The 13,382-nt window shown below is 39.7% G+C and carries 12 protein-coding genes; 9 read left to right on the top strand and 3 right to left on the bottom strand.

The window, feature by feature from the left end:
- The first annotated feature begins 2 nt into the window (after positions 1-2).
- The 6 genes from G8782_RS06755 (at position 3) to G8782_RS06730 (ending at position 8,010) form a co-directional block, all read left to right on the top strand.
- On the top strand, positions 3-1,418 hold the full coding sequence (locus G8782_RS06755; RefSeq protein WP_246231556.1) for a M28 family metallopeptidase: 1,416 nt from the start codon (positions 3-5) through the stop codon (positions 1,416-1,418).
- Between the two features lie 124 nt (positions 1,419-1,542).
- Complete coding sequence (gene dacB, locus G8782_RS06750; protein WP_172370098.1) at positions 1,543-3,069, top strand: D-alanyl-D-alanine carboxypeptidase/D-alanyl-D-alanine endopeptidase; 1,527 nt, start codon at positions 1,543-1,545, stop codon at positions 3,067-3,069.
- Between the two features lie 190 nt (positions 3,070-3,259).
- On the top strand, positions 3,260-4,918 hold the full coding sequence (locus G8782_RS06745) for a M4 family metallopeptidase (RefSeq protein ID WP_343034989.1): 1,659 nt from the start codon (positions 3,260-3,262) through the stop codon (positions 4,916-4,918).
- A gap of 203 nt (positions 4,919-5,121) precedes the next feature.
- On the top strand, positions 5,122-5,847 hold the full coding sequence (locus G8782_RS06740; protein WP_172370097.1) for a GDSL-type esterase/lipase family protein: 726 nt from the start codon (positions 5,122-5,124) through the stop codon (positions 5,845-5,847).
- A 195-nt stretch (positions 5,848-6,042) separates the two neighbouring features.
- Positions 6,043-6,684, top strand: coding sequence for a YfbR-like 5'-deoxynucleotidase (locus G8782_RS06735; protein WP_172370096.1), 642 nt, complete (start codon positions 6,043-6,045; stop codon positions 6,682-6,684).
- 138 nt (positions 6,685-6,822) lie between these two features.
- Positions 6,823-8,010 carry an amidohydrolase gene (locus G8782_RS06730; protein ID WP_172370095.1) on the top strand — a complete coding sequence of 396 codons (1,188 nt, stop codon included), beginning with the start codon at positions 6,823-6,825 and terminating at the stop codon, positions 8,008-8,010.
- Between the two features lie 104 nt (positions 8,011-8,114).
- Here the strand turns inward: G8782_RS06730 and G8782_RS06725 are convergent, their stop codons facing one another.
- Positions 8,115-9,029 (bottom strand): CPBP family intramembrane glutamic endopeptidase, encoded by a 915-nt coding sequence (locus G8782_RS06725; protein WP_172370094.1) that lies wholly within the window; start codon positions 9,027-9,029, stop codon positions 8,115-8,117.
- 249 nt (positions 9,030-9,278) lie between these two features.
- Between G8782_RS06725 and G8782_RS06720 the strand changes: the two genes are divergently transcribed.
- Positions 9,279-10,202 (top strand): DUF1259 domain-containing protein, encoded by a 924-nt coding sequence (locus G8782_RS06720; RefSeq protein WP_172370093.1) that lies wholly within the window; start codon positions 9,279-9,281, stop codon positions 10,200-10,202.
- A gap of 174 nt (positions 10,203-10,376) precedes the next feature.
- Here G8782_RS06720 and G8782_RS06715 read toward each other — a convergent pair whose 3' ends face one another.
- On the bottom strand, positions 10,377-10,559 hold the full coding sequence (locus tag G8782_RS06715; protein WP_172370092.1) for a hypothetical protein: 183 nt from the start codon (positions 10,557-10,559) through the stop codon (positions 10,377-10,379).
- Between the two features lie 206 nt (positions 10,560-10,765).
- On the opposite strand from G8782_RS06715, the gene G8782_RS06710 reads away from it, so the two are divergent.
- Both G8782_RS06710 and G8782_RS06705 read left to right on the top strand, forming a co-directional pair.
- Positions 10,766-11,590, top strand: a complete 825-nt coding sequence (locus tag G8782_RS06710; RefSeq protein ID WP_172370091.1) for a protein-glutamine gamma-glutamyltransferase — start codon at positions 10,766-10,768, stop codon at positions 11,588-11,590.
- Between the two features lie 506 nt (positions 11,591-12,096).
- Complete coding sequence (locus G8782_RS06705; protein ID WP_246231604.1) at positions 12,097-12,651, top strand: competence protein ComK; 555 nt, start codon at positions 12,097-12,099, stop codon at positions 12,649-12,651.
- 52 nt (positions 12,652-12,703) lie between these two features.
- Here G8782_RS06705 and thpR read toward each other — a convergent pair whose 3' ends face one another.
- Entirely contained in the window at positions 12,704-13,273 is a 570-nt protein-coding gene (thpR, locus tag G8782_RS06700) for an RNA 2',3'-cyclic phosphodiesterase (RefSeq protein WP_172370089.1), read from the bottom strand.
- Positions 13,274-13,382 lie beyond the last annotated feature (109 nt).

The raw sequence follows: 13,382 nt of genomic DNA, 5'->3' as shown, positions 1-13,382 counted from the left end.
TCATGACTAAAAATAAATTTAAAAAAGTAGCAATGACGATAGCGCTGTCCGGTGCATTGGTATTGAGCGCATCGCCATTTGCATCGCCGTATGCAAAAGTTGTTGAAACACCAATCGGTTACACATCCAATGGAAACCCCGATTCATCTAAAGACCAGAAAATTATTAAAAGGGTCGACGCCGAAAAGGCAATTGAGCATATCCGGTATTTATCGGAAGAAATTGGGCCGAGACCTGGGGGGCTTGAAGCAGAAAAACAGGCGGCGGATTATGTTGCAGCCGAATTGAGAAGTCATGGTTACGAAGTGGAATATCAATATTTTCCAGTAGCCGACCAATTTATAGCTGAAGTCGCTTTTTCTAATGGAGACTCATGGCAAATGGGGGCGGCGCCTAACGGTACATTGACTAATGATCCTGTAAACGGAGAAGTTGTTTTTGTTGAAGGCGGTACAGATGCGAGTGATTTCCCGGCAAATACTGAAGGGAAAATCGTTTTAATGACACGCGAAAGTACAACTGCGAATTACCGTCTGCAAGTGGATAATGCAGTGAATGCAGGAGCGAGCGGAGTGATTCTGCAAAGTGTTGTTGGAAGTCGCGGAAACTATGGTTCTGCGTTTAACCCAAGTTTGACTAGAGCTTATGATATTCCGGTGTTCGGCGCGGCTTTCATTCAAGGAGAATGGTTAAAAGAACAGCTTGAAGAAGGTCCAGTAGAATTGGCATTAACTGCAGAACAACATTCGAATCTTGAGTCTGTAAACGTTATCGGCACGAAGAAGTCGAAGAATAAACAAGCGGATGGAAAAGAAGTTATTTTAAGCGCACACATGGATAGTGTCGTCGGTGCACCGGGGGCGAACGATAACGCTTCAGGGACTGGGTTAATGCTCGAGTTGGCACGCGTATTCAAAGGATACAACACGGATAAAGACCTGAAATTTATTGCCTTTGGATCGGAAGAACGAGGCTTGCTCGGCGCTAGGCACTATGTGGATCAATTAACTCAAGAAGAACGAGATAATATCGAAGCAGTTTTCAATCCGGATATGGTCGCAACGAAATACGAGGAAGCTAGAAATCTTTACGCAATGACTGTTGATGGAAGCACGAACATCGTTACTGATTCTACCGTAGCCGCAGGTGCGAGACTAGGAAACTCTGATATTTTACCAGGTAAATTCGGTTCAAGCGACCATGTTCCATTCCATAATGCAGGCATTCCATCAGCATTGTTTATATGGATGGGAATCGATAGTTGGGATCCGCTCGTTTACCATATTGAAAAAGTTTATCATACTCCGCAGGATACAATAGAAGATAATATTTCATCGGAGAGAATGCAATCTGCTCTAGAAGTTATCGGGGCCGGGCTTTTTGATATCGTGCGGAAAGACGTGCCGGGATTGGAATGATAAAAGGGATTAATATGAAAAAGAATATTTATTGCAACAGCCGTTTTGTCGACCGCGCTATAAACTGATTTAAACACATTTAGTTGAATTAAATAATTATCTCAAAAGGGATGTGAACGCAAGAATGTTAATTGGAAGAAAGTTGAAGAGCCTATTATTATTGTTCTTAATTGTAGTGTTAGCCTTTCTACCACTAGATGGACAGGAAAACTTATTCATCGCAAATGCATCCGAAGAGATAACAATAGATCAACTAGATGAATCTGCAACACTGAGTGAAAAACTTCAGGCTATTTTAAGCAACGAGCGTTTGGATGGGGCATTAGCTGGAGTTAGTGTCAGAAATGAAATAGGTGAAGAATTATTCGAGCAGTATGGCGATATTCGCTTACATCCCGCATCGAATATGAAGTTGCTGACAAGTGCAGCGGCGCTTGAGACACTTGGAGAAGATTATCGATTTACGACAGAAATATTGACAGATGGGACACTTACAGGAAAAGTGCTTCAAGGCAACGTATACATGAAAGGTAAAGGAGATCCAACCTTATTGAAGGAGGATCTTGATCAACTTGCAATTGATTTGAAAGAACAAGGCGTTCTTAAAATTAAGGGGAATTTGATAGGTGATGATAGCTGGTACGATGATGTTCGGTTATCGATGGATTTAAACTGGAATGACGAACCCTACTATACTGGGGCGCAGGTTTCTGCGTTAACGATTTCGCCGAACGAGGACTATGATTCAGGAACAGTCATAGTGGAAGTAAGTCCTTCCGAAAAACCTGGAGAAACCGCGCAAGTAACACTGTCACCGGAAACAGATTATGTCACAATTATTAACAAAACAAAAATGGTTCCGGCAGGTCAGGCAAAGAGTATTTCAATAGAACGGGAACATGGATCAAATAACATCGTCATTGAAGGCACTATGCCAGTAAATGGGACAAACTCAAGATCCTGGGTTGCAGTGTGGGAACCGACAATGTACGCGATAGATGTGTTTAAGAAGTCACTTGAAGAGAATGGCATAGAGCTCGTTGGCAACTCATCAGTAGAGACAGGGGTTACGCCAACAGACGCTAAGTTACTCACTTCACGGAAGTCTATTGAACTTAAGGGTCTTCTTATTCCATTTATGAAACTGAGTAATAATGGGCTTGGAGAAACGTTAACAAAAGAAATGGGGAGGGTTGTCCATGATAAGGGAAGTTGGAAAGAAGGCCTCCAAGTCATTCATAAAGTGACAACAGATTTGGGCGTTAAAGGAGATACAATCTTGCTTCGCGATGGCTCAGGGATGTCACATAAAACATTGATTCCTGCCACGGAGTTTACAAAAATGCTCAATAACGCCCAGGAGAAAAGCTGGTTTCCTTCATTTAAGAGATCCTTGCCAATAGCAGGAGAGCCTGAACGATTAGTCGGCGGGACATTACGAACCCGTATGACCCAGGAACCGACGAAAGGGAACGTAACCGCAAAAACTGGTTCAATAACCGGTGTTACTAGCCTATCAGGATACGTAACATCTAAAGATGGGGAGAAATTAGTATTCTCAATCATGATAAACAATTACCTCGGCTCCTCTCTAACATCAATAGAAGATGCAATAGCAACAGAACTTGCAAAACATGAATTTGGGGATTAGAGGGGCGAAACCACTAAGGTGGACTTTCGTATGGGACCACATTGCCGCATTATACAATCGAAGACAATATATCTTCGGAAAGAATGCAATCCGCTCTAGAAGTAATCGGCGCAGTACTTTTGATGTCATACGGAAAAACGTGCCGGGATTGAAAAGATAATTAAATAATAAATATGATGGAGGGATAATTTTGAAGAAGACAAAATACGTTGTACCGGCTATTTTATCATCCATGCTACTACTGGGTTCCTTTTCACCAAGCGAAGCAATGGCGGTTTCAAATGCACCCATAGCCGATTCTGTTACATTTGAGAAAAGTTGGAATGATAATGCGAATGTGCCTATTTTCGTGAAAGAGAAATTTGCCGCTAAACATCCAAGTAGTAATGCAGCAAATGCATTAGCTCATTTACAAAAAAACGAACAGAAGTACGGTATCATGAATGCTGAAGAAAACCTGGAAGTCAAGGATGTGCAAAAAGATGATTTAGGAATGACTCATGTTCGTTTTAATCAGACAAAAGACGGCGTGCGTGTTGAAGGCGCCGAAATCATCGTGCATTATAACGAAAAGAATGAGCTCGTGTCCGTAAATGGAAACCATTATCCAGGATTGGATGCCGAAACTGTTGATACCATACCGGCTATCAATGGCAACATGGCAATCGAGGCTGCCAAATCATCCGTTAATGCACCAACCGAAATGGAGTACGCGCCTGATTCAGAGCTCGTCATCTATCCGTTTGATGGGGAAAATAATCTAGCATATAAAGTGAATGTTACTTTCCTGGGCGATCATCCAGGAAACTGGTTTGTTTTTGTCGATGCCAATAATGGAAAAGTTATTGATCAATATGATACCATCGCCCATGCAACCGAGGGAGAATTTCATGATAGTGTAGGCACGGGATATTGGGGCGAGCATCGAGATTTACATTCGACTAAAATAAAACTGCCAAATCAAAGTGCCCAATTTCTCCTTTCCGACAAGTCGCATGAGGGATTAGAAGGTATCTTTACTTTTGATTGGAACACAGGTAAGATTGCTCAAAATAATAGCGCATCATGGAAAGAAGAATACCATCGTCCTGCAGTCGATGCGCATTATAATTCCGAGATTGTCTACGAGTATTACCTGAATGAGCATGGCCGTAATTCACTGGATGATAACGGAATGCCGATTGTTTCGCATGTGAACTATGGGACCAATTACAATAACGCATTTTGGACCGGCCGCGAAATGGTATATGGAAACGGCGATGGCGACTTTATGGTTCCATTATCAGCAGGCCTTGATGTCGCTGCGCACGAAATGACTCATGGCGTCATCACCAATACCGCAAACCTGCAATATCGTTTTGAATCTGGCGCACTGAATGAAGCTTATGCTGATATATTCGGCGCGCTCGTTGATGATGCGAATTGGGAATTAGGAGAGAAAATAATGGGGCCGGGGGCAATAGCCGACGGACGACATGCATTACGCAGTCTAAGTAATCCTAGCCAATTTCCGGTGAGAGCTGATTATATTCCATATGGTAATGGAGAAGGGATGTACCCATCTCATATGGATGAGTTTTATGATTTACCGAGACATTTGGACAACGGCGGCGTTCATATCAACTCTTCCATCATCAACCATGCTGCATATCTGACAGCGCAAGAAATCGGGAGACATGCACTTGGCCAGATCTATTATCGTGCTCTAGTAACCTATTTAACGCCAACATCAAACTTCAGCGATGCACGTATAGCGATTATTCAATCGGCTGAAGATTTGTATGGGGAAGGAAGCACCGAAGCAGAAGCAATCGCAAGCGGATTTGATCAAGTAGGCATTTACGAATAAACAATAGTATTGAGAGCGAGCCCCGCCTATGTAATGCGGGGCTCGCTTTTATAATGCATTTTTGAAGTATTTTAGGTGCCTTTCTGAATATAAAGAGCGAGTCCGCTTAAGCAAGGGGGCTCGCTTTTTTGGAGAGTGTTATTTAAATTTTTTTGGGTACCTATGTATAGAAGAGTTTACTATTGAGAGGAGATTTAAAAAGAATGAATAAAAAGCTCGCTATTTCTTCCGTCGTTCTAAACCTAATGCTTTTTGCGATGATTGGGTATGCAATTCATCTGAAGGGAGGAATTCCTTTTGTGGTGAATTTTGTATCCGCAAAGCTATCAGATACTAATAACGAAAATGGATTTGATGATTATTACAATACACGTTTATCTATATTTAGAGAAAGTGAAGGGAAGGACGTCATTTTTTTAGGAGATAGTTTAACAGATAATAACGAATGGGCAGAGTCTTTTCCGGAATCGAATATCGGTAATCAGGGAATAGGGGACGATACAACATCTGGTGTACTGTATCGTTTGAAAGAAGCCACAAATTTAAAACCTTCAAAAATATTTATTATGATTGGAATCAACGATCTCAATAACGGCGTGTCTAGTGATGTCATTTTAAAGAATTACACATCTATTATAGAAAAAATCAGAAATCATTCTCCGAACACAGAAGTGTATATTCAAAGCTTGTTGCCTACCAATTCCGACCTAACTTACTCAAGTGTCAATAAAGATGACATTTTGTGGTTAAACGAAAACATTAAAAAACTTGCAACTGACGCAGGCTATGAATATATCGACCTCTATTCGCTGTTCGCAGATGAAAATAATGAACTGGACGAACAATGGACTGTAGACGGTATTCATTTAAATGGACCCGCTTATGTAGTGTGGGAAAACACATTAAAAGATTATATATTTAGCAATTGATACTTCGCAGTAGAAACAAACTTCGTCGTAACGATTTTTCATATTCAAAATCCAGTTTTCAACAGAAATCCGTTCCTGCATAATTTAGTTCAGATTAGGGAAAGCAATATAAGGAAAAGCTGTAAATAAACGCAGCTCTATAAAAAAGGATTTCTATACCATAACCATAAAAAATATAGAAAGGTGATGAATATTGTGGGGGTACATCAATATTTTAAAAGCTTATCCGATTTAGAACAAATTATTCGTTGTCCAGGAAAATTCAAGTATCAGGAGCATTCTGTCGCTAGTCATTCATTTAAGGTGGCAAAAATTGCTCAGTTCCTTGGAACCGTCGAAGAGGAAGCTGGACAGAAAGTTGATTGGAGAATCCTATATGAAAAAGCATTGAACCATGATTACGCGGAACTTTTTACAGGGGATATAAAAACGCCTGTAAAATATGCTTCGAAAGAATTGAAGCAATTATTCAGTGAAGTAGAGGAGGAGATGACAAGAAAGTTTGTAGAAAAGGAAATTCCATCTGAGTTTCAAGACATATATTTAGAGCGATTTAAAGAGGGTAAAGATGAGACATTAGAGGGTCGCATTTTATCAGTGGCTGATAAAATCGATTTGCTTTATGAAGCATTCGGTGAGATTCAAAAGGCTAATCCGGAGCCGTTGTTTTTAGAGATATACGAAGAAGCATTAAGGACAATACTGCTGTTTCAAGATATGAATTGCGTAGAATACTTCCTAGAACATATTCTAACCGATATGCTGGGTGAACGATTCACTGAACACGACGAGTTAACCGGTATTGCAATGCGGATAATCGAAGAGCATGGAGGTTAAAAAAGCCAATATTTCATGGACTTCGGATGCCAGGCACTTAATGAATATTAATACGAAAGAAGTGTGAGGTACATATTCGTAAATCCATAATAGTAATATCGGATTTAGGACATACTGAACGTAGAGGAGGAATTACCCATGAAAGAAAAGTTAATGACCATGCTTGAAGATCGTAAAGATGAGATGATTCAAATTCGTCGCCATCTACATGAAAATCCAGAACTGTCGTTTGAAGAAGAGAAAACGGCACAATATATTGCGGATTTTTATAAAGGAAAAGATGTGGATGTACAAACGAATGTAGGGAATGGTTATGGTATTATCGTGACGATTAAAGGGGACAAACCCGGGAAAGTAATTGGACTGCGCGCGGATTTCGATGCGCTGCCAATTCACGAAGAAGCAGATGTCCCGTTCAAATCAAAAAATGAAGGCGTTATGCATGCATGTGGCCATGATGGACATACCGCATATATGCTAATTCTTGCGGATTGTCTCATTCAATTGAAATCATCTATAGCGGGCACAATTAAAATTATTCATCAACATGCCGAAGAGGTACCGCCAGGCGGAGCAAAAAGTATCGTCGAGTCGGGCGTTCTCGATGATTTAGATGCTGTTTTTGGAACGCACCTATTCCCGACGGACCCTGTTGGAACTGTCGGTTACAGAAGCGGCTATTCAATGGCTGGAAGATCGTATTTCAAATTAGTCATCCAAGGAACAGGGGGCCACGGTTCGTCTCCACAAAATGCGAATGATCCAATCGTCGCAGGTGCACATTTTGTGACCGCCGTCCAAACCATCATCAGCCGCCGATTAAATCCATTCGAAGTGGGCGTTGTCACAATCGGTTCATTCGACGGAAAAGGAACCTTCAACATCATAAAAGACAGCATCGAAATCGAAGGCGATATTCGCTATATGAATGGGGAAACTGAACAGCTCATCGAAAAAGAACTTCGCCGTATCGTAGGCGGTATCGGAGAAGAATTCGGAGTGCAATGCGAGTTGACGTATTTATCCGATTATCCGCCGCTATACAATGATCCTGACATCACAACAAGAGTCGTATCGACACTCAAAAATGCCAACGACGAAACAATTACAAATGTCATCGAATTTCCAATGTTCTCAGGATCAGAAGATTTCGCGTACTATTTGCAGAAAATCCCAGGCGTATTCTTTTATATTGGTTGTAAACCAAAAGGCGTTGAAAAAGCTTATTTCAACCATCATCCGAAGTTTGATATTGACGAAGATGCTTTACTTGTTTCGGCAAAATCAGTTGGATATGTTGTTTGTGAGTATGTGGGGCAAGAATAAGTAGTACTGAATCTGCTGAAAAAATAGAAGTCAGCCATATCAAAATTTGGCTGACTTCTATATTCAATAGTTAAGTTGTTATAATTCAACCACTTACAAGCACTCTAAAGACTCTGCACCTCTTCATAATTCCGCCATTTACAATAAACCCTCGTAGCAACAAACCCCACCAAAATAAGCACCGTTGCCATTACTCCGCCTTCCAAACCAAAAGCCCCACCCGTCAACCAATCACGCCCTGCAGCAATTTCAACGCTATAAATGCCATTAGGTGCTGTTCCGCTCACCGCAAACCCCAAAACATTTCCTTGAAAATAATTCCACATAATATGATAACCAATGGGCAGCCAAAGACTATTTGTCGCATAAAACATATACGCAAATAAAATCCCGACTAATGCAATATTGGTCAATCCAAAAATACTAACATTGGGATTTAAACCATGCACGATGCTGAAAATCAAAGCGGAGGCTACATAGATTACCCACTTTTTATTCCCCCTGCTAGCCAACGTTGACATGACATAGCCCCTGAAGAACATTTCCTCCGAGAAACCAACAAAAATAAACAAAAGAAGAAAACTAATCGTATACACTGAAAATTGGGGACTCGATAATGGATTAACGAGCGTCACACTCCCAGTCGCCATCAACACAATAAAAATCACGGTAATTGAAATAGCCCCGAGAAAAAGTCCGAACCATAAGTCTTTCAAAGAACCTCTAAAACCCATCTGTTTCATGGTTCCCTTATTAATATAACGCCATAACAAGTACGTGATTAGAATTCCGCCAGCCGATCCGCCGCCTTGCATCAACAAGAAAATCCATGGATGCGCATCAAGAGCAGTTACTAAATCGGCAGACCCCGTTTCTCCGCTAATAAGAGAAGGTGCTTCCGTGAAAATTAAAAGTAAAGCACCGGGAAGTGAAAATAACTGTTGGACAATTATTAAAGCAACAAAAGCTAATAAAACAAGCCATCCAGCACGAACTTGACCCGATTCATTTTTAAACATTAAATCCCCCCAATTAACATAGTCGTACTCACAGTCCGATAGATTAGTGCAAGATTACCATAGTCATTGACAATGCTTTTTAGAACAGTAAATAAAAGTAAATATTATTCTGATAATACACTAGAATTGTATAAAGGGAAAGATGAAGGGGTGGAAAAATTGAAAGGTTGGTCTACTGCCTCTACCAATTATTTAATGAGGCATATGATAAATAGATTGTACAATTAAAATATTAAAAGGAGTTTATGAATGAAAGAAATAGAGAAACCATCTAGCCTATGTAATGAGTTTGCAAGAATCCTGGATTCAACTCCGGGCGTTGTCAATGGCGTTTGTTTGGCTACCAGGTCACGGACAAATCTGCATCCGATAGTATTGGGCAGGAGGGCTGAATCCTTTATGTTCGTTCCCCAAGCATTTTCATTTGAAAATTTAGATCGTGACGGGAGAGGTCTATGCCTTGGCGAGACTGTTATTCTTCAAAAGGAAATTAATCCATTTATGAGCAAGCTGCGTGAACATGATATTATTGTCACTGCGGTACACAATCATTGGCTTTTTGATGAACCACGTCTTATGTATATGCATTTTGAATCTATCGATCAACCACTTGATTTTGCAAGGAAAGTTCGAGATGCAATGGAAGTTCTAATCACAGAAGATGTCTTTGGTAAGACAGGTTCGCGCCATAACGAATTCAATCGTCATCTAGATTCAAGAAACTTTGAGCACGGGTTGAGTGTTCGTCATTCGAATGCAGCAAACATTTGCGATAAATTTAGTCGGATTCTCGGCGGAACTATGCATACATTTGAAAATGGACAATGTATCGCGATGAGATCGAGACTCAATATCAAGCCGGAAGTTCTTGGTATACGGGGGCGTTCCTTCCTGCTTATCCCGCAGATGTTCGCCTTTGAATCAATGACAAATGATGGCCGTGCACTTTGTAGTGGGGAAACGGTTATTCTTGAGGAGGAAATTAATCCTTTTATTAGCGAACTTCGCAGATACGGGATTATAGTAACAGGGGTCCATAATCACTGGTTATTTGAAAATCCACGACTTATGTTCATGCATTGGGAATCGATCGATAAACCACTTTCTTTTGCAAGGAAAGTGCGGGAAGCGTTAAGTGTACTAACGACTAGAGATGTTGTTGTAAAAAGGTAAAATACTTGAGCGAGCCTATGCAAAGGGCTATTCAAAAAACACATTACAATCGCATAAAGTAATGATGAAGAAGCGTTTCAAGCACTCTTGCTTGGAGGGCTTTTTTAGTGTACCTGGACTTATTTGGAAGGTGAGAACCCATAATATTGCTCTCACCTTTCAAATTCACGCCTATTATTTATTGCCAGAACGTTGATTCCTGTTTTTATTCCTCACATCAGAATCAAAGTCAGCGGAGAACTCTTGGTTGGATTCGGTATTTTGGTTATTGCTATTGCTGTTAAGATTATTTTTGTAGATTTCAAAACTATTATGAGTTCTTTCATTCATTGTCTTTTTGTTGTTTTTATTATTCATGCAGTTCACCTCCTACGGGTTAATGTGCGCAGTAATGGAGGTTTTATTCCCAAAGAATGTATACCTAATAAAACGACCTTTTGCTATCTTCTGGATTTATATAAAAGCATTTTACCCACTCCGATACATTTCGTGATATGAAAACACATATCCCAACCACACTTGAATAAGATGGATTAATATGAAAACCTGAAAAGAGGTGCAGTATGATCAAAATATCAGGGGAATCCTTTCGGCAGAGTGACCTTCAACCGACGGATCGCATGGAACGTACAATTCTTGGGCGGTTAAGTGAAAATCCAACTGTCTATTCCTATCGATCCGTAGCTGAATTATCGTTTGAACTAAAGTTGCGGAAAAGTATCATAGAAAGTGCAAGAGCTATGAATCAGAGTAACATACGTTTTGCAGTATTTGAAAATTCACGATGCAATCCTGAATATTGGTTTTTGACGAATGTTGGCGGGTTTCAGTTGTTGCGCGGCGTTAAACCAGCTGACGCGATTCGTGATGTTTACTCGAACAGCTCTTTGTATGCATTTGAATGTGCCACAGCAATGGTTTTTATTTATTATCATGCCGTCCTTAACCTGATTGGCGATGTTTTATTCAATCAATTGTTTCAACATATTTATTTATATAGCTGGCATGCTGATTCCGACCTTGGATTGACGCCTTATAATACTATGGATTTTGTACCAGGAGATGTCGTCTATTTTAATAATCCTGACTTTGATCCGAAAAAGCCTCAATGGAGAGGAGAAAATGCTGTTGTTTTAGGAGATGATACGTATTTCGGCCATGGCATGGGAATCCGAACTGCTGAACAAATAATTATCAATTTGAATAAAAGTAGAAAACCAGAGAGCAGTCAATCAGCCTATTTGACCAATATAGTTGCGAGACCATCATTTAAACATTTGGCGGAAATTTCGATGACACAACAAGTTCATTCAATCCCTAAATATCAACCAATCGTCGTCCATCATAACGGCAGTTCAATTTCATTAGGTCAATATTTATTCATATAAAAAAACAGAAGCGCAGCACAATTAGCGCTTCTGTTTTTTTAGTTTGTTTATTGTGTTGAGGGGACATACTCGTCAATTTATGTCGATATTTGATGTTAATGAGCTGGTTTTATAAGCCATTAAAGTTATTTATTGCAAAATTTGACATATTTTAATAATTATATATAATTTAAAATAGGTGATAAGATAGATGACATTTAACCTAATTTATTCGTGCATGATTTCAACTATTATCCATTTAATTGGTATTATATGCATATCTGTCGTTTTTTTTGTGTGGAAATAATTCAGTACTTCTGACTGAATAAGAACACGATTAATGCAACGAACTTCTATGCTTTGCGCCAAGGAGGTGAGTAAAATGTGAAGATAAATTGGACAATAAAAAATCCCCGGGTGAAATAGTCTGGCCAGACCCACCCGAGGAAGAAGATTGGTGTATACCAACCTATTGTTGAGTATACTCCTTTTTATGAGAAACTACTACAAAAGGGGGGATTTGATTGATGGTAGTAAAAGAATTTATCATGAACTTTGAAACGATTTTGTTTTATCCTAATTACGATGAACACGGTAATTTGCAGACACGTATATTGGAAGATCGAAGTGTTTTTCAAGTTGATGTGCCTCCGATGGATTTAATGGATACTAATCTTAAATACTATGGATCTAGTCTTAAAGGTGCTAGTGATGGAGCTAGTACGATATTGGGCGGTGTAAGTATGACGCCAATTGTTGTCAATGAAAGACGAGGTATGTATTGGTTTCCTAGTAAATCGTCATTAAGAGGAGATTGCGTCTGGTTTGCTCTTCATCAAATCAAGCATTATAAGAGTATTCCCGAAGGAAAAACGCTTGTCACGTTTAAGAATGAAAGTACGTTTGGTGTGGATGTAAGTTATTATTCATTCGATAGAAAAGTTGAACGGGCTTATAAGCTTAAGGGGAAAATTGAAGGAAGAACAAACGAATTTCCTTCACGAGTCGCCGAAACGAGAGCGAAATATCATTTCAATAAAAATAATCAGGACTTAAATTATGATGTAGACAAAGATGACTAGTTATGAATAATGTATTTACTAAAGTCAAACAGCTCATACCTGGTTGACTTTTTTAATGTTTAACTAAGAATGTCTCCACCGCCTCGTACTTCGGGGACTTGTCTGGATTAATCTTAAAAAGAGCGAATGATACGACAGGAATTTCAATTGACTCGAACTTCTCTTTTTGAATGAAAAGCTTCTTTTTCGACATTCGTTTCTTAGCGATTGTTATATGCGGTGTAAATCGGTCGGAAACAGGCGTATTCAACTGTGCTGCAACTGTTTCATCGATTTCTTTTTGCAATACCGATAACACTTTGTTTTCTTCGATTGACAAATACACGACACGCGGACCAGAAGGAGAACCAAAATAGGATAATCCGTCGACATGCATAGGAAATGCTGGCGTTTTTTCAGCAATGATTCGCAGGTTTTCTATTAACGGGTGCAGTAATTGTTCTGACATAGCGCCTAAAAAAACAAGTGTGACATGTAAATCTTCTGGATGAGGAATAACTTTGTACTCATCGGTCAAATTGTATTTGGTTTTGTAAGCGCCCATGATATGTTCGAGATTCGTCGGGCTTTTTATTCCAATAAAGTAATGTGCGGCCATTTTCATTCCTCCTCTGATTGCCATTTAGTGTAACCCCTTTTTTGTACCTAATCCTTTGGTATGAATTGGGTCCTTTTATGTTTGAAAAGATTCTATAGTGATATATACGAGTATATCCATACAAACAGAGGAG

The sequence above is a fragment of the Sporosarcina jiandibaonis genome (genome assembly GCF_013184495.1).
GTDB lineage: Bacteria > Bacillota > Bacilli > Bacillales_A > Planococcaceae > Sporosarcina > Sporosarcina jiandibaonis.
This window is presented reverse-complemented; position numbering and strand designations above follow the sequence as displayed.

Bases quoted from the DNA above. Each gene is read 5' to 3' on its own strand.
- G8782_RS06715 (WP_172370092.1), bottom strand. From the start codon at position 10,559: ATGAATAATAAAAACAACAAAAAGACAATGAATGAAAGAACTCATAAT.
- G8782_RS06710 (WP_172370091.1), top strand. From the start codon at position 10,766: ATGATCAAAATATCAGGGGAATCCTTTCGGCAGAGTGACCTTCAACCG.
- G8782_RS06740 (WP_172370097.1), top strand. From the start codon at position 5,122: ATGAATAAAAAGCTCGCTATTTCTTCCGTCGTTCTAAACCTAATGCTT.
- G8782_RS06705 (WP_246231604.1), top strand. From the start codon at position 12,097: ATGGTAGTAAAAGAATTTATCATGAACTTTGAAACGATTTTGTTTTAT.
- G8782_RS06720 (WP_172370093.1), top strand. From the start codon at position 9,279: ATGAAAGAAATAGAGAAACCATCTAGCCTATGTAATGAGTTTGCAAGA.
- dacB (WP_172370098.1), top strand. From the start codon at position 1,543: ATGTTAATTGGAAGAAAGTTGAAGAGCCTATTATTATTGTTCTTAATT.
- G8782_RS06755 (WP_246231556.1), top strand. From the start codon at position 3: ATGACTAAAAATAAATTTAAAAAAGTAGCAATGACGATAGCGCTGTCC.
- G8782_RS06730 (WP_172370095.1), top strand. From the start codon at position 6,823: ATGAAAGAAAAGTTAATGACCATGCTTGAAGATCGTAAAGATGAGATG.
- thpR (WP_172370089.1), bottom strand. From the start codon at position 13,273: ATGGCAATCAGAGGAGGAATGAAAATGGCCGCACATTACTTTATTGGA.
- G8782_RS06725 (WP_172370094.1), bottom strand. From the start codon at position 9,029: ATGTTTAAAAATGAATCGGGTCAAGTTCGTGCTGGATGGCTTGTTTTA.